General features: G+C 70.0%; 19 protein-coding genes and 1 pseudogene. 14 read left to right on the top strand and 6 right to left on the bottom strand.

Features of this window, described 5'->3' with window-relative positions; genetic code table 11:
* Positions 1-43 precede the first annotated feature (43 nt).
* Positions 44-1,525 carry an FUSC family protein gene (locus CP976_RS05295; RefSeq protein ID WP_150485239.1) on the bottom strand — a complete coding sequence of 494 codons (1,482 nt, stop codon included), beginning with the start codon at positions 1,523-1,525 and terminating at the stop codon, positions 44-46.
* A gap of 653 nt (positions 1,526-2,178) precedes the next feature.
* On the opposite strand from CP976_RS05295, the gene CP976_RS43595 reads away from it, so the two are divergent.
* From CP976_RS43595 to CP976_RS05310, 3 genes are all read left to right on the top strand, one after another.
* Complete coding sequence (locus CP976_RS43595) at positions 2,179-2,634, top strand: MFS transporter (protein ID WP_229876376.1); 456 nt, start codon at positions 2,179-2,181, stop codon at positions 2,632-2,634.
* Positions 2,635-3,106: 472 nt separating this feature from the next.
* Positions 3,107-3,511, top strand: a complete 405-nt coding sequence (locus CP976_RS05305; RefSeq protein WP_150479259.1) for a PaaI family thioesterase — start codon at positions 3,107-3,109, stop codon at positions 3,509-3,511.
* A gap of 28 nt (positions 3,512-3,539) precedes the next feature.
* The gene (locus CP976_RS05310) at positions 3,540-4,184 is read left to right on the top strand and encodes a TetR/AcrR family transcriptional regulator (protein WP_150479260.1); all 645 of its coding nucleotides are present in this window, start codon (positions 3,540-3,542) and stop codon (positions 4,182-4,184) included.
* 266 nt (positions 4,185-4,450) lie between these two features.
* Here the strand turns inward: CP976_RS05310 and CP976_RS05315 are convergent, their stop codons facing one another.
* From CP976_RS05315 to CP976_RS05325, 3 genes are all read right to left on the bottom strand, one after another.
* Entirely contained in the window at positions 4,451-4,795 is a 345-nt protein-coding gene (locus CP976_RS05315) for a substrate-binding domain-containing protein (RefSeq protein WP_268250162.1), read from the bottom strand.
* Complete coding sequence (locus CP976_RS05320; RefSeq protein ID WP_150479262.1) at positions 4,792-5,694, bottom strand: hypothetical protein; 903 nt, start codon at positions 5,692-5,694, stop codon at positions 4,792-4,794. Before CP976_RS05320 ends, CP976_RS05315 begins: the two co-directional genes overlap by 4 nt.
* Before the next feature lie 106 nt (positions 5,695-5,800).
* Positions 5,801-6,292: a peptidase inhibitor family I36 protein gene (locus CP976_RS05325; protein WP_150479263.1), complete on the bottom strand. Its 492-nt coding sequence runs from the start codon at positions 6,290-6,292 to the stop codon at positions 5,801-5,803.
* Between the two features lie 109 nt (positions 6,293-6,401).
* Between CP976_RS05325 and CP976_RS05330 the strand changes: the two genes are divergently transcribed.
* Positions 6,402-7,403 (top strand): ArsR/SmtB family transcription factor, encoded by a 1,002-nt coding sequence (locus CP976_RS05330; protein WP_150479264.1) that lies wholly within the window; start codon positions 6,402-6,404, stop codon positions 7,401-7,403.
* Positions 7,404-7,469: 66 nt separating this feature from the next.
* Here CP976_RS05330 and CP976_RS43600 read toward each other — a convergent pair.
* Positions 7,470-7,761 (bottom strand): annotated as a pseudogene (locus tag CP976_RS43600) (FUSC family protein); the annotation flags it as partial.
* A gap of 138 nt (positions 7,762-7,899) precedes the next feature.
* On the opposite strand from CP976_RS43600, the gene CP976_RS05340 reads away from it, so the two are divergent.
* The 4 genes from CP976_RS05340 to CP976_RS05355 all read left to right on the top strand — a co-directional run bounded on the left by CP976_RS05340 (position 7,900) and on the right by CP976_RS05355 (position 12,969).
* Positions 7,900-8,406, top strand: coding sequence for an Lrp/AsnC family transcriptional regulator (locus CP976_RS05340; protein ID WP_150479265.1), 507 nt, complete (start codon positions 7,900-7,902; stop codon positions 8,404-8,406).
* 12 nt (positions 8,407-8,418) lie between these two features.
* Positions 8,419-9,114 carry an HAD family hydrolase gene (locus tag CP976_RS05345; RefSeq protein ID WP_150479266.1) on the top strand — a complete coding sequence of 232 codons (696 nt, stop codon included), beginning with the start codon at positions 8,419-8,421 and terminating at the stop codon, positions 9,112-9,114.
* A gap of 117 nt (positions 9,115-9,231) precedes the next feature.
* On the top strand, positions 9,232-12,063 hold the full coding sequence (locus CP976_RS05350) for a beta-L-arabinofuranosidase domain-containing protein (protein WP_150479267.1): 2,832 nt from the start codon (positions 9,232-9,234) through the stop codon (positions 12,061-12,063).
* 141 nt (positions 12,064-12,204) lie between these two features.
* Positions 12,205-12,969 (top strand): DUF4142 domain-containing protein, encoded by a 765-nt coding sequence (locus CP976_RS05355; protein ID WP_150479268.1) that lies wholly within the window; start codon positions 12,205-12,207, stop codon positions 12,967-12,969.
* A 60-nt stretch (positions 12,970-13,029) separates the two neighbouring features.
* Here the strand turns inward: CP976_RS05355 and CP976_RS05360 are convergent, their stop codons facing one another.
* Entirely contained in the window at positions 13,030-13,821 is a 792-nt protein-coding gene (locus CP976_RS05360; RefSeq protein ID WP_150479269.1) for a LysR family transcriptional regulator substrate-binding protein, read from the bottom strand.
* Positions 13,822-13,905: 84 nt separating this feature from the next.
* Here CP976_RS05360 and CP976_RS05365 point away from each other — a divergent pair, with 84 nt between their 5' ends.
* The 6 genes from CP976_RS05365 (at position 13,906) to CP976_RS05390 (ending at position 19,894) form a co-directional block, all read left to right on the top strand.
* Positions 13,906-14,298, top strand: coding sequence for a DUF5997 family protein (locus CP976_RS05365; RefSeq protein WP_086848662.1), 393 nt, complete (start codon positions 13,906-13,908; stop codon positions 14,296-14,298).
* A gap of 222 nt (positions 14,299-14,520) precedes the next feature.
* Positions 14,521-15,843 (top strand): ABC transporter substrate-binding protein, encoded by a 1,323-nt coding sequence (locus CP976_RS05370; protein WP_150479270.1) that lies wholly within the window; start codon positions 14,521-14,523, stop codon positions 15,841-15,843.
* The gene (locus CP976_RS05375; RefSeq protein ID WP_150479271.1) at positions 15,840-16,769 is read left to right on the top strand and encodes a carbohydrate ABC transporter permease; all 930 of its coding nucleotides are present in this window, start codon (positions 15,840-15,842) and stop codon (positions 16,767-16,769) included. The genes CP976_RS05370 and CP976_RS05375 overlap by 4 nt, the downstream gene beginning before the upstream one ends.
* On the top strand, positions 16,766-17,710 hold the full coding sequence (locus CP976_RS05380) for a carbohydrate ABC transporter permease (protein WP_150479272.1): 945 nt from the start codon (positions 16,766-16,768) through the stop codon (positions 17,708-17,710). Before CP976_RS05375 ends, CP976_RS05380 begins: the two co-directional genes overlap by 4 nt.
* Positions 17,711-17,738: 28 nt before the next feature.
* On the top strand, positions 17,739-18,647 hold the full coding sequence (locus tag CP976_RS05385) for a 5-dehydro-4-deoxyglucarate dehydratase (RefSeq protein WP_150479273.1): 909 nt from the start codon (positions 17,739-17,741) through the stop codon (positions 18,645-18,647).
* Complete coding sequence (locus tag CP976_RS05390; RefSeq protein ID WP_150479274.1) at positions 18,644-19,894, top strand: glucarate dehydratase family protein; 1,251 nt, start codon at positions 18,644-18,646, stop codon at positions 19,892-19,894. The genes CP976_RS05385 and CP976_RS05390 overlap by 4 nt, the downstream gene beginning before the upstream one ends.
* Positions 19,895-19,928: the final 34 nt, after the last annotated feature.

A 19,928-nucleotide genomic window follows, 5' to 3' on the forward strand; every position in this document is an offset into this window, starting at 1 on the left:
CGCCGAGCGAGCCCGGCCGGGGCCCCTCAGCGCCGTACAGCGCTCAGGCACCGACAAGCGGCGAACCAGACGGCGGCGTGCGGAGGGGGCGGGCGAGTTCCGCCAGGGCTCGTTCCAGGCCGTGCAGGTGGGCCAGGGCGGGTTCCGTCGCGGCGGAGTCGTCCGGCTGGAGGGAGACGTCTCCGCCGTCGGTGAGCGCCTCGACCGCGGCCTGGACGCGGTAGCAGGCGGCGGCCAGCCGGGCGTCGTGGGAGGCCTCCGGGTCCGCGGCGACGGCGACCAGGCCCCGGATCTCCCGGGCGCAGGCGTCGAGGAGGGCGAGCACGTGCCGGGCGCGTCGCTTGCGGCCGAGCATCGGGTTCAGCGGGTGCACCAGCGGCGCGACCGAGAGCCGTACCCGGGCGAGCAGCTGCTCCAGTTCCGCCACCCGTGGGGCGGGGTCGGCGTCGACCGCGCCCGCCAGGCGCCGGGCGGTCTCGGCGGTGCAGGCGTGGACACAGCGCAGGGCCCGCTGGATCCAGGCATCGTTCGTGGCGTGCGTGGTGACCGGCAGGACGAGGGCCACGGCCAGCGCGGCACACAGCGCGCCCACACCGGTCTCTGCAAGACGGAGCCCGAGCAGGCCGGGGTCCAGCACGCCCAGCAGGCCGTACAGCAAGCTGACCATGACCGTCACTGCCAGCATCATCCAGGAATACGAGACGGCGGCGGTGTAGAAGATGCCGAAGACACAGACGGCGACCAGGGCGGCCGTCGGCGCGGGCGCGCCGTGCAGCGGGATGGCGACCAGCAGCCCGACGGCGATACCGATCACAGTTCCGAAGACCCGGCGGAAACCGCGGACCAGGGTTTCGCCGCGAGAAGCCGTGTTGACGAAGATCCACCAGACAGTACCGACGGCCCAGTACCAGCGCTCTTGGGAGAGCAGCTGCCCGACCAGAAGCGCGAGAGTCGAGGCAGCAGTGGCCTGGAAGGCCTGTCGGGTGGTGGGCCGCGCCAATCCGCTGCCGGGCAGGGCCGACGGGGCTGCCGCGGGTGGGGTGTGACGCTCGATGGGCCAGAGCACGAAGCGCGTGGCGCCGGCCGCGAAAAGGGCGAGGCCCACGGCAGTGTACAGCTCGGGCAGTTGAGCGGGAACCGCGTGCAGGAACTGTGTCATGAAGAAGTTCATGAACGCGAAGATCCCGAGCGCGTGGCCTCGCGGGCCCCAGCGGCGGGCGTAGACCCCACAGAAGACGACGGCCAGGAACGCGGCGTCGCGGGCCGGGGTGATGCCGTGCAGTGAGGTGGCGAGCGCCAGCACGGGGAATCCGGCGATGGGAAGCAGGGCGGTGGTGATCCGCTGGTCACGGACGGTCGCATCGGTGACCGTGAAGAGGGCGAGCAGTGCCGCGAGCCCTCCGGTGATCGATGCGGTGAGCGACAGCCCGCAGAGTTCGGAAACGGTGACGGCGGCGGCGACACCGATGACAGCGCGGGTCGCGTTCCGCAGCCTCAGGCGCCCCGGGTCCGGAGCCACGAACATCCTCTTCACGGCGGTGCGCCGCCCCCCTCGCGGTGGTACGCGTCCTGCCCACGGTCGTCCCGGGTGGCGGGCAACAAGCAGGCACGACGAAGGCACCGCGGTCCGGACCCGGCCTCGTCGCCGTCCGGCGCTACGCGGCGCCGCAAGTACATGGATAGGACAAAGATAACCACCTCGGGGCCCAATGGCTCAACTGTCATCCCATTGACTGTGCCAATGGCACAGATGATCAGTCTCGATCCCGGCCAATGGGAGGCCAATGGATCAGATTCGGCCAAGACCAGGGCAGCATCCCGGCCGGCTCCACCACCGCCGGCACCGCCGTCGGCCCTCGTCCAGAACACCGCCTCCAGCGCCGGCTCCCAGAAGTGGACCCTCACCGACGCGGGCACGGTGCCCCCGTCGTCCAGTGGGGCAGCGCCAACCTCGACGACCAGCTCTGGAGGACGCCACCGCATGTCCGTCTGGGCGGAAATAAACATGCTTGGTACAACAGCCGCCGGATGACGGTGATTCAAGTGGTGAAGGCTGTGTGGGTGCCCCGAACCCGTCCCGGTCGCCGACCGTCCCCTCGCTCCAGTCCAGCTGATTCATGCGTGACGCGGGCCGTTCTCGCCGGTCCACGGCTGGGGAGAGGCGGCCTGCGTGCGGCCATGGCCAACGCGTTCAAGGGCATCACGGAGACCCTGGTCCCCGACTACGTCGCCCCCTCCCACCGGGGCAAGGCCCAGGGCTTCGTGAAGGCCGGCGTCAGTCTCACGATCGTCGTCTCGTCCCTGATCAGCCTGCTCGTCGTCGACCGCAGGATCACCCTGGCGTTCGCCATCCCGCCCGTCCTCATGCTGCTGCTGCTCGCCACGTCCTGGTTCTTCCTGGGCCGCCGGCACCACGCCGCCACGCTGTCGCACACCGGTCAGCCTTCCGCCACCGAGACGCACCCCGTCGCGAAACGACCGTCCGCCGACTTCGCCTCACCCTGGGACGTCATCAAGGATTCGGGACCGACGCCGACCCGGCAGCTCTGCACGGCCTTCCCGTGCAACTGGTCATCGGCGAGAACGACACCGACGCAGCCGAGCTCGTACCGGACGACGAGCGCCGGCCCGTGACCGCGGGGGCCAACCGCATGGAATGTATCAACGCGCTGCGCGCCAACTGGCGCGAACACGGCATCGACGCACGCCTCGACATCGTGCCCGGCACCGGCCACAACCACTTCGCGGTCCTCCCCGCGGTCCAGCGGTTCCTCGAAACGCATGTTCGCGGCGGCGGCGGGCGCCGTGTTCTTCCGCGGCGGCGCCACCAGTTCCGGACTGCATGCCATGGCCTGGTTGCTCATCGGTGTGGCCGCTGTGTTCCTGGCCCTGTGCACAGCCGACCGGTCGCTGGGCCGCGTCGGCACACCACCAGGCGACACGAGCCCCGCTCTCCGCGAAAGGACTTCCCCGTAGCCGTCGTACGTCAGTCGCGCACCGTGTGGACCACAGGGACCTGCCATGCAGGTGCCGATCCGAAGTCCCGGGTCGACGGCCTGAGTTAACGTTGATAACTTGTCGTACTCAACTCAGATGGGAGCAGCCCGTGCCCACACTCGAAGCCGAAGACGTCTACGCGCTCGCGCCGTACGCCAAGACCCTCGGAGTCGTGTTCGACGAGATGACGGCATCCGGCGTTCGAGCCACGCTGGCGCACGATCTCTCGCTCTCCACAGTGGGCGGTGCCCTCCATGGGGGCGCGTTGATGGGACTCGCCGATGTGAGCGGTGCCGTGTGCGCCGCCCTCAACGGTCCGGCCGGCGCCGCACCGGCCACCGTGGAGTCGACCACGCACTTCCTTCGGCCGGCACACACAGACGTCGTCGCGACAGCTCGTCCCCTGCGTGTGGGTCGCAACACCGTCGTCGAGGTCGACGTGCACGATGCCGAAGGGGAACTGTGCGCCCGGGTGACCCAGGTCGTCACCAGCGTCAAACCGAAGACATCCTGATGCCGCTCTCGTCCGAAGGCACCTTGCTGTGACCGGATCCCGCGTTCGTGCCGCCAAGGGCCAGGGCGGCCTGCTCCGCGACCAGCTTCTCGACATCGCCGACCAGTTGCTCGAAGACGGTGGCGCCGACGCTCTTACGATTCGCGCGGTGGCGACAAGCGCGGGAGTCACCCCGCCGGCCGTCTACCTCCACTTCGCCTCGAAGAGGGAACTCGTCCACGCCACGTGCCTGCGTGTGTGGAGTTCACTGTTCATCGAGTTGGAAGCAGTGTCCCGGGAGGTCCCGGACCCGGTGACGGCGCTCTACGAAACCTGCGTCGCCTACATCGCGTTCGGGCTTCGCCACCCCTCCCAGTACCGACTGGTGATGGATGGCGAGGCCACCGAGGCCAGTCGCCGGAACGAGGACGCGTGTTTCCGCTATTTCCGGGACAAGGTCGCAGCCTGTGCCGATGCCGGAGTACCGGTGGAGAGCACCACCGAAACCGCCAGACTGCTGTGTGCCGGCGTGCACGGCGCGGTTTGTCTCCTGATCCACCAGGAACGTGACGCATGGCCTCCGGACACCGCTCGCTATGCCACCCGGGCGGCGTCCTCAGCCGTGCACGGCGCTCTGCTCACCGCGTCTCACCCATCCCGGCCCTCGATGTCCGCCGTGATGCGGTCGGGCTGAACCAGGTTCGAAGACGGACGCGGACATGGGTGACTACCAGGTCGTCGTCACCACAGGGATGGCCTGGAGAGACGAGGCGCTCGCACACGCCGAGCGCACGGGGCGCGGATCGGGCCCGCTGCTCACCCGCGACGCACGGTCGGCCACACCGCTCCTGCCCACCTTGCGTGCTCACGACTCGGACACCACGTGGACGGCCGCCGAGCCCCAGACTCTGCGTCGAAGAGCCCCGGAGCCCGCGCCAGGAGGAACGGGGTGTCACGGCCTCACAGGCGTGGCGCGGCCGTGGAACCCCGCTCCACCAGCCTGGTTCGCAGCACAGTCCGCTTACGGCCGCCCCCGGCGATGCGGTCCAACAGCATGACGGCGGCCTGCCGGCCCTTCTCCACGATCGGCTGGCGGATCGTGGAGAGGTCGGTCAGGGCGGCCACGGGCGCGTCGTCGTAACCGATCACCGAGACATCGTCCGGAACCGCCATCCCGCGGTCCCGCGCCACGCGTATGGCGGCCGCCGCGTGCACATCGGACAACGCGACGACCGCCGTCACCTCGGCGTCTTCCCACAGGGTCCGGGCTGCACCCGAACAACCACGTGCTGGCGCCGGCGTCACCGGACGCGGTCGGCGGCCGCCTTCCAGATGGCTGCGAGGCGCCGTAGCTGGAGCTTGTCAGTGGTGCGCAGCGTCTGCGCGTGGTCGCGGCGCAGGGCCAGGACGGTGGAGGGAACGTGGACTTCGGCGCCGCAGTCGCCGTCCGCCACGGCGACGGCGATCTCCCGGTCTCGCAGGGCGGTGGTGACGCCCTTGGCGCGGTAGGCGGCCTTGAGCTGATCGTAGGCCGTGTCGGGGGACGCGTAGGTGTATCCCTTGCCGCGCATACATGTCCGCCAGTCGTTCATGGCCCTGCGGTACTTCGGGGACTTCTCCACGCGGGGGCTGAGCTCGCTGTTCAGATTCTGCGGGAAGTAGGCGACGGAGACCCAGTCGTCCAGGCTTCCGTAAAGAGACGTACGGCTCTTCGCCTCACAGCCACGCGCCGAGAAAGTGATGTTCCGGCCGCCCCCGAACCTCATCTCGCGGAAGTCGGTGGTGTCTCCTCGCAGAGCTTTCATGTATGCGTCGGCATTCTTCTTCGACAGTCCGGCCACGTAGGCGTCGTTGGTCGCGGCGCCGGCGGTTTCCTTGTCGGAGCCGTACTGAGAAGCGAGTCCGTAGCCCCTGGCGCGTCGCTCCTTCATGTTCAGGGAGCGTTCCTCATCGGATTCGGCCACCGGGGCCGACACTTCGGCACGGTAGCGGAACCCCTTCGCTTTCATGCACGCCGATATGAGTTTCGATTCCGCGTTCGCGAGATCGACATTGGACCGGGTGAAGGACCCGGAACGGGTGAGGAGGTCGAGTTCGACGCCGGTGAGTTCGACGCCGGTCGCATCACTGTCTGTGGCGGATGTCCCGCAGGCGCTCAGTGCGAGGACGCCCGCCATCGCGCAGGCGAGCGAGGCAAGTCGCATGGTGCCCGGACCCTCTCGGTCGTTGATGGGAAGGCGGAGGTGAGATGCGGTGTCCGCGGACGGTTGCCCGCGGACACCTTGGAACGGCAGGTACCCTGAGCCCGGATTACGGCACAGGGCCGCCGCAGGTCGCGCTCGTACCGCCAGAGGCCGTGCCCCAGCTGTTCGAGGAGACGGCGTTGTTGAACGTGGAGTTGAAGTTCCCGCCTGTGCCGCGGAGGACCCAGCCCGCGGTGCCGGAGTAGGACTTCCCGGTCCAGACGACGGCTTCGCAGCTGTTTCCGTTGTTGTAGTCCGAGGACGCGCAGTTGTCCCAGTTGTCGTTGGGACAGTCGCCGCGGTAGAAGACGGACCAGTCGGCGTTCCTACCGGAAAGCTCGCCCGGATTTCCCGCCGGCGAATAACCGGCGTTCGGCCAGAAGCAGAAGTTTCCTGAACTGCATCCGGACGGCGCGGCAGCGATCTTCACCGACTTGAATGCCGCCGCGGAAACCTGGTTCTGCTGATCGGAGCCGTTCGCCGAACTGGCCGCCGAGGTACCGGCCATGGCACCGAGCAGGAGGACCACTCCTGCGATCATGGCCAATATACGCCTCATCTTTCCCCCTTACTCTTCGAGTTGGTCGCCTTCACTATTGCCAACCTCCACCCCACTGGCCATGCTGTGTCGCCAGGAGGAAAAAGCCGTGGTCGCAAGGGGGAACGGCGTGCTCCGAATTCACTTCACGGACGCTGACCTGGCGAGAACCCGGGTGGCCACGGCACCCGACGCACTCTGGGAGGTGGCCGCGAGCCTGCACCGCTTCCAGACCCGCGCGGGCCGTTGGGCGTACGCCGGGTGGTACCGGACCACCTATGCCCGATTACGTGAGCGGCAACTCGACCGCATCGTGCGCGAGGTGCTGCTGCCGCTGTTTCCGAGAGCCCGGTACTTTCCTGACTTCCTGACGCCCAGCCAACCGGGTTGTGGCGGCGAGGGGCTGGACGCCGGGCTCGACGCCATCGTGTCCACACCGGCCGGCCGGGTAGGCCGCGAACTGGCCCTGCTCGACCGGAGAGTCGGAGCTCCGGCGTGGGTACGACGGCTGACCGGCACGCAGGAGCGCCGGGACCTCGTGGCCACGATCCGCTCCTACCACGACGTCGCCGTGCGGCCGTTCGCCGACCAGATCCACGCGCGTCTGGAGGCGAAGCGGTCGTCGTCCTGCCGCGACCTCCTCGCTGGGGGCGTCCAGGGGATGCTGGCCGGGCTCGGCCCGACCATGCGCTGGCAGCCTCCGGTCCTCCACGTCCGCTACGCGGAAGACCGGGACCTGCATCTGGGCGGCCGGGGCATCCGGCTCGTCCCGTCCTACTTCTGCTGGGACAACCCCGTCAGCCTGGCCGACCCCCGGCTACCGCCCGTGCTGCTCTGCCCCTTGCTGCACGAACCGGCCGCGGCGACCCTCACCACCCCGCTGACCGCACTGCTCGGGCGTACCCGGGCGACCGTACTGCGCGTCGCGGCGTCGGGAGCGGGCGCCACCACCGGGGAGATCGCCCGCGCAGCGGGGATCTCCCCGTCCTCCGTAAGCAAACACGTCGGGGTCCTGCGCGGTGCGGGACTGCTGATCAGCAGCCGACACGGCGGGAACGTTCTGCACACCCTCACACCGGCCGGTCTGTCCATGCTCCGCGCCGACGCCCGAGCCTCGACGGCCGCCCCCTGAGCGAAGGCTGCGGGTGCGTACCGGCGGCACGCAAGCCGCGGACCAGGCTCTCGCCGCGCGAGGTGGTGTGGTCACCCGGGCCAGCCCGCTGCCGCCCGGCGGGGCGGGCACGGCGGCCGGGGGGCAGGCGGCGCTCGTAGCACCACAGCCCGAAGCGCACCTCCGGCGGCGGCGAGAACGGACAGCGGGACCCCGGCGTACAGCTCGGGCAACTGGTCCGTGGTGGCGTGCAGGAACCGGGCCACGAAGAAGGTCATGAACACGAACACGCCGAGGCTGTGCCCGCGCGGACCCAGCGGCGCGCGTACACGCCGGCGCCGACCACGGCGAGGAAGGTGCGATTCCGGGCCACCGGGTGGTGGTCCGCAGCGCCATCGACGCCTCACTGTCACCATCTCGGACGCCACCGGCTCAACAGCCTCCTTCTAGACTGGGCCATTGGCACAGCCGGAGCGGCCGGAAGGCGGCCGCGGCAGAGCCACGAGGAGGGCACCGCATGACCGTGGACGAGCTCGACACCCGCATCCTGCGGCTGCTGCTGGAGCAGCCGCGCACGAGTGTGCGCGAGTACGCCCGTCTCCTCGGCGTCGCCCGGGGCACGTTGCAGGCCCGGCTCGACCGCCTGGAGCGGGACGGCGTGATCACCGGCACGGCACCGGCCCTCTCCCCCGCCGCGCTCGGGCATCCGGTGCTCGCGTTCGTGCACATCGAGGTCACCCAGGGCCATCTCGACGAGGTGGGCGACGCGCTGGCGGCGGTGCCCGAGATCGTCGAGGCGTTCTCCATCACGGGCGGCGGGGATCTGCTCACCCGGGTCGTGGCGCGGGACAACGCGCATCTGGAGGATGTGGTCCAGAAGCTGATCAGCCTGCCCGGGGTCGTCCGCACCCGCACCGAGATCGCCCTGCGCGAGCGCGTCCCCCACCGGCTGCTGCCGCTGGTGGAGTCGATCGGCCGCGCGGCCGGGCCTGACCCCCGGCGACCTAGGGATCATGGTCTTTGACATGCTGGAACCATGAGCAGTCTCGGCGGCATATCGGTCATCTTCGATCTCGACGGAACGCTCGTGGACAGCGAGCCGAACTACTACGAGGCGGGTCGGCAGACCCTCGCCGAGCACGGCGTCCGCGACTTCGGCTGGACGGACCACGAGCGGTACGTCGGCATCAGCACGCAGGAGACGGTCGCGGACTGGATCGAGCGGTACGGCCTGCGGGCCTCCGTGGAAGAGCTGTTCACCGCCAAGAACCGCCGCTATCTGGAACTGGCGCGCAGTTCCACGCGCGCGTACCCCGAAATGCGCAAGTTCGTCGAGTTGCTGGCGGCCGAAGGCGTGCCCATGGCCGTGGCCTCGGGATCCTCGCCCGAGGCCATCGAGGCGGTGCTGACAGGCACGGGCCTGGACGCCCACCTGCGGACCGTCGTCTCGGCTGACGAGGTCGCGCACGGCAAGCCGGCTCCCGACGTCTTCCTGGAGGCAGCCCGCCGGCTCGGGGCGGACCCGGCGGCCTGCGTGGTGCTGGAGGACGCCGCCCCGGGCGCCGCCGCCGCGCACGCGGCGGGGATGCGCTGCGTCGCCCTCCCCTACGTCGCCGCCCAGGCCGACGCACCGGAGTTCGCCACCGCGGGTCTGCTTCTGCGGGGCGGCCAGGAGGAGTTCACTGCACAAGCCGCATACGACTGGCTCCTGAACTCGGTCGGCCTTTCCTGAACTTCACCCCTCCCGCCCCGTTGACGCTCCCCCGTCCCCTCCCTAGGGTCTGGTCGATCATCCGCACAGCGTTCGATATGTCGACCATGAGTACGGTGGACCCTTGGAGGAGCACACATGGCACGGCCCGTCTCCAGAAGGACCCTTCTTCAGGCAGCGGCGATCGCCGCTGCCGCGCCCGCGCTCTCCGAGACGACGGCCGGGCGAGCCGCGGCGGCTCCCGCGGCCGCGGTCGTCGCGGCGGCAGCCATGGACGTCCCGTCCGCCTGGACCGTACGACCGTTCGACCTGGAGGACGTCAGCCTCGGCCGGGGCGTCTTCGCCGACAAGCGGCAGCTGATGCTGGACCACGCCCGCGGTTACGACGTGAACCGGCTGCTCCAGGTGTTCCGCGCCAACGCCGGTCTCGCCACGGGCGGCGCGGTCGCCCCCGGCGGCTGGGAGGGGCTGGACGGCGAGGCCAACGGCAATCTGCGGGGCCACTACACCGGCCACTTCCTGACCATGCTGGCGCAGGCGTACCGCGGCACGAAGGAACGGGTGTTCGCCGACCGGATCGGCACCATGGTCGGGGCGCTGACCGAGGTGCGCGCGGCGCTGCGGCGTGACCCGGCGGTGCTGAGCGTCGCCGGCAGGTTCGGGACCGCCGCGGATCAGGTGCGCGGCTCCTACCAGTACGTGGATCTGCCGGCGGCCGTGCTCGGCGGGGCCTCGGCGATCACGCTGTCCGTCTGGGTGCGGCCCACGCACGACGCGAACTGGACCCGTGTCTTCGACTTCGGGAACGACACCACCCGTTACCTGTATCTGGCCGCCCGCAACCAGGCCGGAGTGCCGCGCTTCGCCATCACCACGTCGGGTCCCGGCGGCGAGCAGGCCCTCGACGGCACGGCCGCGCTGCCGCTGAACCAGTGGAGCCACCTCGCCGTCACGATCGCGGGCGGTACCGGCACGCTCTACGTCAACGGCACCGCCGTCGCGCGGAACACCTCGATGAGCCTCACCCCGGCGGCCCTCGGCACGCTGAAGAACAACTGGCTCGGCCGCTCGAACTTCTCCGCCGACCCGGTCTTCGCGGGCGCCTTCGAGGAGTTCAACGTCTTCTCGCGGGCGCTGACCGCCGCCGAGATCACCGATCTGCAGAGCCGCCGGGCCGCCGAGGCCTCGACGGGCCGGGGCGACCTGGCGTCGTACGCCTTCGACGAGACGGCGGGCGGAAGCTTCGCGGACGCCTCCGGCCGGGGCCTGACCGCCACCCTGCACCGCACCTGGGGCGGACCCAGCCACCCCGGGTTCCTCGCGGCGTACCCGGAGACGCAGTTCATCGAACTGGAGTCGAGGACCACCCCCGACTACACCAAGGTGTGGGCGCCGTACTACACCGCGCACAAGATCCTCAGGGGTCTGCTCGACGCGTACACCGCCACGGACGACGACCGGGCCCTCGACCTCGCGTCCGGCATGTGCGACTGGATGTACGCGCGGCTGTCCAAACTGCCGGAGTCCACGCTCCAGCGGATGTGGGGGATCTTCTCCAGCGGCGAGTTCGGCGGCATCGTCGAGGCGATCTGCGACCTGCACACGATCACCGGCAAGGCCGAACACCTCGCGCTGGCCAAGCTGTTCGACCTCGACCGGCTGATCGACGCCTGCGCGGCGAACACCGACGTCCTCGACGGGCTGCACGCCAACCAGCACATCCCGATCTTCACCGGGTACGTGCGGCTCTACGACGAGACGGGCGAGGAGCGCTACCTCACGTCGGCGAAGAACTTCTGGGACATGGTCGTACCGCACCGCATGTACGGCATCGGCGGCACCAGCACCCAGGAGTTCTGGAAGGCCCGGGACGTGATCGCGGGCACGATCGGCGCGACCACCGCGGAGACCTGCTGCGCGTACAACATGCTCAAGCTGAGCCGGACCCTGTTCTTCCACGATCAGGACCCGAAGTACATGGACTACTACGAGCGTGCCCTGTACAACCAGGTGCTCGGTTCGAAGCAGGACAAGCCGGACGCGGAGAAGCCGCTCGTCACGTACTTCATCGGGCTGACGCCCGGTCACGTCCGGGACTACACGCCCAAGCAGGGCACGACCTGCTGCGAGGGCACCGGCATGGAGAGCGCCACGAAGTACCAGGACTCGGTGTACTTCGCGAAGTCCGACGGCAGCGCCCTGTACGTCAATCTGTACAGCCCGTCCACGCTGACCTGGGCCGAGAAGGGTGTCACGGTCACGCAGACCACCCGCTATCCGCAGGAGCAGGGCAGCACCCTGGCCTTCGGAGGCCGTCGTGCCGCCTTCACGCTGCGGCTGCGGGTGCCGTCGTGGGCGACCGCCGGGTTCCGGGTGACCGTCAACGGGCGTGCGGTGTCCGGGACTCCGAAGCCCGGGAGCTACTTCGACGTGTCGCGGACCTGGCGGGCCGGTGACACCGTCCGCATCGCCATGCCGTTCCGGACGCGGGTGGAGAAGGCCCTCGACGACCCGTCGCTGCAAACGCTGTTCCACGGCCCGGTCAACCTGGTCGCCCGCGACGCCGCGACGGAGTACCTGAAGGTCGGGCTGTACGGCCGTGCCGGACTGTCCGGCGATCTGTCGCACTCCCTCGCACCGGTGCCGGGCAAGCCGCTGCACTTCACGCTGGACGGGAGGGAGTGGGCGCCGTTCGCCGAGGGGACGGAGGATCCGACGCACGCCTACTTCCGGCGCTCGGAGCCGAAGGTCGTCTTCGGCGGCCGGGACTCGGGCGTCGCCAACCCGGCGAAGCCGGAGGGCACCACGCTGCTGGACGAGGTCTGGGCGGGCGCGCCGTTCCGTAACAAGGGGGCGCTGGTGGCACGGGTGCGGTCCACGGTGGACGCGTGGGTGACGGCCGGGCTGCTGAGCAGGGCGGACGGCGACAAGGTGGTGAGCACGGCGGGCGCGGCCTCGTACCGGCCTTGAGCCTTTCCGGCCGGTCCGGTGCCGTACCACCCTCGGCACCGGACCCGGTCGGTTCACAAAATTTTTTGCGGCAGCGGTGATTGTTTCGCCCCTGGCATCCGTACCTCCTGGCGTTGGGCCGTTCATATCCCAGGAGGCACGATGCGCATCTCGCGCAGCACGGCAGGAACCGCGTTCGTGGGCGGTGCGTTGATCCTTACGCTCACCGCGCTCGCCTACCCGAGCATGCTGGGCGTGCAGAACACGGCTTCCGGCCAGGACCGCATCATCGCCAACACGCAGTACGGTCCGCTGACCGAGGCGGACCGCGACTTCGTGGTGAAGGTGCGCGCGGCCGGACTGTGGGAGTACCCGCTGGGCAACCTGGTGCTCCAGCGGGGCACGACGCCGGAGATGAAGGAGGCAGGCGAGCATCTGATCGTCGGACACGGCCGGCTCGACAGCACCGCCCGCAGGATCTCCCTCGAACTGGGCATCACCCTGCCCAACGAGCCGTCGCCGCAGCAACAGCAGTTCGTGGCGACGGCGGAGGGCGCCACCGGCAAGGAGTTCGACTCCACGGCGGTGAACATCATGCGTGTCGCGCACGGCGGCATCTTCCCGACGGTTGCCAAGATCCGGGCGACCACCCGGAACAGCCTCGTGCGGGAGCTCGCCGACCAGACCAACGACACCGTGCTCGACCACATCTCGGTCCTGGAGAAGACCGGCATGGTCAACCAGGAGCAGGTCAGCTTCCAGATCACCGCCCCGCCCAAGATGCCCCAGGAACAGGTGACGCCGCCGGCCCCGCAGGCGGGTGCGCCGGTCCGGGTGCTGGAGATCCCCGAGAACCTGAAGGATCTGGAGACGGTGGCTCCCAATCCGTCCTACGCGCAGCCGCAGCCGTCCCCGTCGGCCGGCTGAACCAGAGACCGGGCGGGGGCCGCGCTCCGGCGGCGGCCCCTAGGCCGGACAGGCCCTGGGCTACGAACGTCGGCGCGGCTTGCCGCGCTTGCCGCCCTTGGGGGTGCCGCGCCCGCTCCGACCGGCCGACTGGCCACCCTTGCCTGTGGGCTTCGCTGCCGCCGGCCTCCCGGCCGCCGACTCCCCAGGCACCGGCTTTCGCCGGGCGCCGCCCTTGGGATTCCCCTCCGGATGAGCCGGCCTGCGGCCGCGCGTGCTGTTGACCGTGCGGCCGCGGACGATGCCGATGAAGTCCTCCACCTCGTCCGTGGTCGCGTCCTCGGGCCAGGCCAGGGCCACGCTCGACTCGGGGGCGTCCTTGAGGGGACGGTGCGTGAGGTCCTTGCGGTGGTGGAGGCGGGCGAGCGACAGGGGGACGATGAGCACGCCGATCCCCGCCGCGACCAGTTCGACGGCGTCGGCCGTGGTGGCGGGGCGTTCGAAGGCGGGCCGTCCGGGGAGGTTCTCCCAGTCGAGGACGTCGTCCAGGGGGTGCAGCACGATGTCGTCGGAGAGGTCCTCCGGGGAGACCTCGTCGACGGCCGTGACCAGGTGGTCCTTGGGCACCACGACGACCGTCTGCTCGGTGTAGAGCGGGATCGCGCTGAGGACCGTCCGGTCGACGGGAAGGCGTACGAGGCCCGCGTCGGCGTCCCCGTCCAGCAGCCGCCCGGCCGCCGCTCCGGCCGGCGCCTGCGTCAGGGCCAGCGGGACGTCGGGGTGCCGCTCGTTCCAGACGCGCACCCACTTGTCGGGCATCACCCCGGGGACGTACACGAGCCGGAACGACGATGATTCTTCCGAGCCTGTCACCCGGCCAGGTTACCGGCCGTGGTCAGCGGTCGTGGTCAGCGGCTGTGGTCAGCGGTCGCGCACACGCTCGATACCCTGGGCCTCATGACGTCGCACCAGAGCACCCAGACCATGAAGCCCGCGACCGCGGCGAAGAAGCTGGGTGTGTACCTCGAGGCCACACCCGCCGAGTTCCGGGAGGGTGTCGTCTCGCGCGCCGAGCTGAACGAGCTCCAGGCGAACCCGCCGCAGTGGCTTCAGGACCTGCGGAGCAACGGCCCGCACCCCCGCCCGGCGGTCGCGGCGAAGCTCGGCGTCTCCATCGCGGGTCTCGCCCGCGGCGGCGTCACCGAGCCCCTCACCACCGAGCAGATCGAGACGCTGAAGCAGGAAAGCCCCGAGTGGCTCGAGCGGGAGCGCGCCACCCAGGCGGAGGTCCGCAAGGAGGCGGAGCGCATCAAGAGGAAGAACGCCGAGCGCGCCGAGCGCAGCGGCTGACCTCGAACTTTCTCTTACACGGCCCCAACCGGTCCATCCGGTTGGGGCCGCTGTCGTTTTCCGGGCCCTGCCACGACCTCGTGTGACCTCGGTGAAATCTTTCAGCCATGTCTTGACATGGTGATGAAACGATCCGTAGCTTGGCCGATCATTTAGATTCGTGAAGTTGGTTCACGGATATGAACGGAGGCATCCATGCGGGATCGCCGACGCTGTATCGATATGCGGCTCCGCCGCGGGCGCCGCCTGGCCGCCGCACTCGCCACCTCGGGGCTCCTGTTCGGAACGGCCGCCTGCGGCTCCGGTTCCGGCAGCGCCCGGGCCGGCGATCCGAACACGCTGGAGGTGTGGACCCGGAGCGATCCGGATTCCGCCCAGACCTACAAGCGGGTGTTCGCCGCCTTCACCGAGAAGACCGGCATCAAGATCGACTACCAGCCGGTCATGAACTTCGACCAGCAGTTGCAGAGCCGCGCGTCCACCAAGGACCTGCCGGACGTCATGATCAACGACACGGCCCTGATGGGCAGTTACCAGGGCCAGGGCCTGCTCAAGCCCGTCACACCGGCCTCGATCGCCGGACACGGCGAGATCACCGCCAAGTCCTGGTCGTCCACCGTGGGCCGCGACGGCCGGCACTACGGCATCCCGTACTCCCGCCAGGCCATGACGCTGTTCGTCCGCAAGGACTGGCGCGAGAAGCTCGGCCTGCCGCAGCCCAAGACCTGGCAGGACACGCTCGCCCTCGCCAAGGCCTTCGCCACCCGCGACCCGGACGGGGACGGCAAAAGGGACACGTACGGCATGGTCGTGCCCGGCAGCGCGCAGAACGGCTATGTCGCATGGTGGGGCGCGAGCTGGCTGTGGCAGGGCGGCGTGCGGATCGTCGAGAAGGAGGGCACCGGTTACCGGCCCGCCATGGACTCGGCGGCCGCCCTGCGCACCGTCACCTGGATGAAGGACAACCTCTTCTGCGGTGACAACGGTGTCATCCAGCCCAGCGCCCTCACCTCCGTCACCGCGAACACCACCAACTTCCAGGACGGCAACGCCGGGATGTACCTCACCGGCCCGTACAACATCTCCACGTTCGACAAGGCGCTCGGCAAGGCCACGTACGAGGTGCTGCCCGCCCCTGCGGGCCCGGCCGGGAACGACGTGCTGGCCGACGGCGAGAACATCTACTTCGGCGCCAGGACCGGGAAGGCGAAGCAGGAGCAGGCGCTGGCCGCGTTCCTGATCTCCCCCGAGGGCCAGACGCTCGCCATGACCGGCGACCACCAGCCCGTCGTGCGGATCCCCGTCAACTCCACGCTGGACGCGGCGAAAGTGCGGGGCGACGCGCGCTGGAGCGTCGTGCAGAAGGCGTACGAGGACGACTCGCAGCAGTTCCCCAACGCACCGGACTGGGCCCCGATCAAGCAGGACACGGCCGATTCCCTCAACGCCCTGTTCACGTACTGCGGCAGTGACGTCAAGGCCGGTCTCAAGGAACTCAACGACACCCTCGCCGGTGACCTCAAGGACCAGGACCTGTTGAAATGACCGCGACCGTGACGACACCCGGGCCGCGTAGAGCCCGGGTCCTCCGCAAGAAAGCCGTACTCGGCAAGAAGGCCGTACTGCCCTGGCTGTTCCTCGCGCCGGGTCTGCTGCTCGCCCTGGTCTTCAAGTTCCTCCCCATGGGCAAGGGCGTCTGGCTCAGCTTCTTCGACGTGCGGCCCTTCCTCGGTGACCAGTGGGTCGGCCTCGACAACTACACGCGGGTCCTGACCGACCACCGCTTCCAGGACGCCATCGGCCACACCCTGGTCCTCGGCATCGGCATGTCCCTCGGCGGCATCGTCGCCGGCTTCCTCCTGGCCCTGCTGCTCGAAGGCCAGGCCCGGTCACTGAAGATCATCCGTACCGCCGTCTTCCTGCCCGTCGTCACCGCCACCGCGGTGGTCGGCGAGATGTGGCGGCTGATGTACTACCCGACCTCCGACGGCCTGATCAACAGCGGTCTCGGGCTCCTCGGCCTGGGGCCCGTGCCCTACCTCGACAACCCCGACACGGCGCTGTGGGCGACGATGGCCATGGGCATCTGGATGCTCGCCCCCTACAACATGGTGATCATCCTCGCCGGACTGGCGGGCGTGGACCGCTCGCTGTACGAGGCCGCCGCGATGGACGGGGTGTCGCTGTGGCAGCGGCTGCGGCACATCACCCTGCCCGCCATCCGCCCGGCCCTCGGCATCGTCCTCACCCTCGCCGCGATCCGCGGGCTGCGCGTCTTCACCGAGGTGTACGTCCTCACGGGCGGCGGCCCGGCCGGGTCCACCGACGTCTGGATGACCCGCGCCTACACCCTCGGCTTCTCCCGCAACGACATCGGCGGCGCCTCGGCCGCCTCCGTGCTCCTGCTCTGCGTGACGCTGCTGCTCACCGTCACGGTCAACTACTTCCGCAAGAGGGGAGACGTGAGATGAGCGCGCCCGCCATCGAGCCCGTCCGGACCCCGGTGACCGCCTCCCCCGAGCGGAAGTCCGCGGGGAAGCGGCGCACCACCCCCGCCCGTTTCGACACCGCCCTCGGCTGGAGCGACCGGCCGGGTCCCGCCTGGGCGCTGCGCGTCCTGCTCTGCGCGCTCGCCCTGGGCGTCTTCGCGGCGCCGTTCCTGACGGTCTTCTCCGGTTCTTTCAGCGAGAAGGCCAGCGGTTCGACCCTGTCGTTCCTCCCCCACCACCCGAGCCTGCTGAACTTCCAGGTGGCGGGCGAGCGCGGCATCTGGGACTACTTCGGCAACTCCCTGGTCATCGCGGGCGGCGGGCTGCTGCTCCAGCTAGTCGTCTGCACACTCGCCGCGTACGCGCTGGCCCGGCACAGGTTCCGCGGGCAGGCGCTGATCCTGACCCTGTTCATGCTGACGATGATGCTCCCCGAGGAGGTCATCGCCATCCCGCTGTCCCTGGTCCTCGGCCATGTGCCCGTGGTCGGACTCGATCTGAAGGGCACCGTCTGGGGCGTGATCCTGCCGCTCGGCGCGTGGGGCTTCTCGGTGATGGTGCTCACCGAGTTCATGAAGGACATCCCCGCCGAGATCGAGGAGGCCGCCCGTATCGACGGCGTCGGTGAGCTGCGGATGCTGTGGCAGGTCATCCTGCCGCTGTGCAGGCCCGCGCTCGGCGTGGCCGGGGTGCTCGGCTTCATCATGATCTGGGACCAGTACCTGCTGCCCCTGATCGCCGCCAAGGACCCCACCGACTACACGGTCACCGTCGCCCTGTCCATCCTGCGCACCGACCCCGAGGTCGGTTCGGGGGTGGTGCTGGCCGGTGCGGTGATCGCCCTGATCCCCAGCCTGATCGTCTATCTGCTCCTCCAGCGCTCGCTGGTCACCGGCATCGCCGCCGGTGCCACGAAGGGCTGACCACCCACCCCCCACGTATGAGGGAGACATGAAGTTCCACGGAGTGCTGTTCTTCCCGGTCACGCCGTTCGCGGCGGACGGTTCACTGGACGAGGAACGGCTTGCCCAGCACATCGAGTCGGGTGTCGCCGCGGGCGCGGGTGGTGTGTTCGTCGCCTGCGGCACCGGCGAGTTCCACGCCCTGTCGGCCGATGAGATCGAGCGGGCCACGAGGGTCGCGGTGCGGACGACCGCCGGGCGGGTACCGGTCTTCGCGGCCGCCGGCGGTCCTGTGCCGGTCGCCCGGGACCAGGCCGCCCGGGTAGAACGCGCCGGCGCCGACGGCATCCTGCTGCTGCCGCCCTACCTGGTCGGCGCCCCGCAACAGGGCCTGGTGCGCTACGTCCGGGAGGTCACCGCGGCCACCGGGCTGCCCGTCGTCTTCTACCAGCGCGGCACCGCCCGGCTCACCGAGGACACGGCCGCCGAGATCGCCGCCCTGCCCGGGGTGGTCGGACTCAAGGACGGCATCGGGGACATCGAGCGGATGCACCGCGTCGTCCGCGCGGTGCGTGCCGTGCCGGGCACGGAGGACTTCCAGTTCTTCAACGGCCTGCCCACCGCCGAGATGACCGCACCCGCCTACCAGGGCATCGGCGTCGCGCTGTACTCCTCGGCGGTGTTCGCCTTCGCCCCGGAGATCGCCCTGGCCTTCCACCGGGCCCTCGCCGAGAATGACGAGGCCCTCGTCTCCCGGCTCCTCGACGAGTTCTACGGCCCGCTGGTCGCCCTGCGCGACGAGGTCCCCGGGTACGCGGTGTCGCTCGTCAAGGCCGGGGTGACACTGCGCGGCCTGGACGTCGGCGGCGTACGGGCGCCGCTGCTGGATCCGGCACCGGAGCACATCGCCCGGCTGTCCAAACTCATCGACCGTGGTCTGGAGGTGGTCGGCGCATGAGCCAGACGCGCATCCGGGAGCTGATCGTCACCCCGATCGCCTTCGGCGACCCGCCGCTGCTCAACTCCAACGGCGTGCACGAGCCGCTCGCCCTGCGAATCATCCTCCAACTCGTGCTGGAGGACGGCACGGTGGGACTCGGCGAGTCCCCGGGCGGCACCGCCCGGCTGGAGCGGCTTCAGGCCGCGGCGAAGGTGGTGGTCGGCATGGACGTCTTCGACGCCACCGCCGTCGCCGCCGCGATCGACGGGGCGCTGCTGCCGACCGTACCCAGCTCCCACGAGCGCGGCTGGACCACCTCGGCGGTGGAGGTGGCCTGTCTCGACGCGCAGGGCAAGCTGCTCGGCCGTCCGGTCAGCGATCTGCTGGGCGGCAGGGTCCGCGATGCGGTGCCGTTCGCGGCGTACCTCTTCTACAAGTGGGCCGAGCACCCCGCGCTCGACGGCCGTCCGGCCATCACCGACGACTGGGGCGAGGCCCTCGACCCGGCCGGGATCGTCGAGCAGGCCCGGCTGATGCAGGAGCGGTACGGCTTCAGGTCGTTCAAGCTCAAGGGCGGCGTGTTCCCGCCCGACGAGGAGATCGCCGCGATCCGGGCGCTGGCGGAGGCCTTCCCCGGGCAGCCGCTGCGTCTGGACCCGAACGTGGCGTGGACGGTGGAGACGTCCACGGAAGTCGCCCGTGAACTCGACGGTGTACTGGAGTACTTGGAGGACCCGACCAAGGGCATCGAGGGCATGGCGGAGGTGGCGAAGGACTCCCCCATGCCGCTCGCGACCAACATGTGCGTGATCGCCTGGGAGCATCTGAAGCCGGCCGTCGAGCAGGACGCGATCCAGGTCCTGCTCACCGACCACCACTACTGGGGCGGGCTGCGCCGCACCCGGGAACTGGCCGCCGTGTGCGAGGCGTTCGGGCTTGCCCTGTCGATGCACTCCAACTCCCACCTGGGCATCAGCCTCGCCGCGATGACCCATGTCGCCGCGGCCATTCCCAACCTCGACCACTCCTGCGACACGCACTACCCGTGGAACTCGGCGGACGACGTGATCGTGCCCGGTGTGCTGGAGCTGCGTGACGGGGAGGTCCGGGTGCCGACAGGGCCGGGGCTGGGCGTCGAGCTCGACCACGACAAGCTGGAGCGGCTGCACCGGCGGTACGTCGACTCCGGGATGCGCGGCCGGGACGACACCGGCTACATGCGGCGGATCCAGCCGGAGTACGAGCTGCGGCTCCCCCGCTGGTGAAAACGGGCGTGCGCCCCTCCGCGCGGAGGGGCGC

This window comes from Streptomyces coeruleorubidus, assembly GCF_008705135.1.
GTDB classification, from domain to species: Bacteria; Actinomycetota; Actinomycetes; order Streptomycetales; family Streptomycetaceae; genus Streptomyces; species Streptomyces coeruleofuscus.

Excerpts from the sequence above, each read along its gene's own strand:
- CP976_RS05295 (WP_150485239.1), bottom strand. The coding sequence starts at position 1,525 with ATGTTCGTGGCTCCGGACCCGGGGCGCCTGAGGCTGCGGAACGCGACC.
- CP976_RS43595 (WP_229876376.1), top strand. The coding sequence starts at position 2,179 with ATGGCCAACGCGTTCAAGGGCATCACGGAGACCCTGGTCCCCGACTAC.
- CP976_RS05320 (WP_150479262.1), bottom strand. The coding sequence starts at position 5,694 with ATGCGACTTGCCTCGCTCGCCTGCGCGATGGCGGGCGTCCTCGCACTG.
- CP976_RS05325 (WP_150479263.1), bottom strand. The coding sequence starts at position 6,292 with ATGAGGCGTATATTGGCCATGATCGCAGGAGTGGTCCTCCTGCTCGGT.
- CP976_RS05340 (WP_150479265.1), top strand. The coding sequence starts at position 7,900 with ATGACCGTGGACGAGCTCGACACCCGCATCCTGCGGCTGCTGCTGGAG.
- CP976_RS05345 (WP_150479266.1), top strand. The coding sequence starts at position 8,419 with ATGAGCAGTCTCGGCGGCATATCGGTCATCTTCGATCTCGACGGAACG.
- CP976_RS05350 (WP_150479267.1), top strand. The coding sequence starts at position 9,232 with ATGGCACGGCCCGTCTCCAGAAGGACCCTTCTTCAGGCAGCGGCGATC.
- CP976_RS05355 (WP_150479268.1), top strand. The coding sequence starts at position 12,205 with ATGCGCATCTCGCGCAGCACGGCAGGAACCGCGTTCGTGGGCGGTGCG.
- CP976_RS05365 (WP_086848662.1), top strand. The coding sequence starts at position 13,906 with ATGACGTCGCACCAGAGCACCCAGACCATGAAGCCCGCGACCGCGGCG.
- CP976_RS05370 (WP_150479270.1), top strand. The coding sequence starts at position 14,521 with ATGCGGCTCCGCCGCGGGCGCCGCCTGGCCGCCGCACTCGCCACCTCG.
- CP976_RS05375 (WP_150479271.1), top strand. The coding sequence starts at position 15,840 with ATGACCGCGACCGTGACGACACCCGGGCCGCGTAGAGCCCGGGTCCTC.
- CP976_RS05380 (WP_150479272.1), top strand. The coding sequence starts at position 16,766 with ATGAGCGCGCCCGCCATCGAGCCCGTCCGGACCCCGGTGACCGCCTCC.
- CP976_RS05385 (WP_150479273.1), top strand. The coding sequence starts at position 17,739 with ATGAAGTTCCACGGAGTGCTGTTCTTCCCGGTCACGCCGTTCGCGGCG.
- CP976_RS05390 (WP_150479274.1), top strand. The coding sequence starts at position 18,644 with ATGAGCCAGACGCGCATCCGGGAGCTGATCGTCACCCCGATCGCCTTC.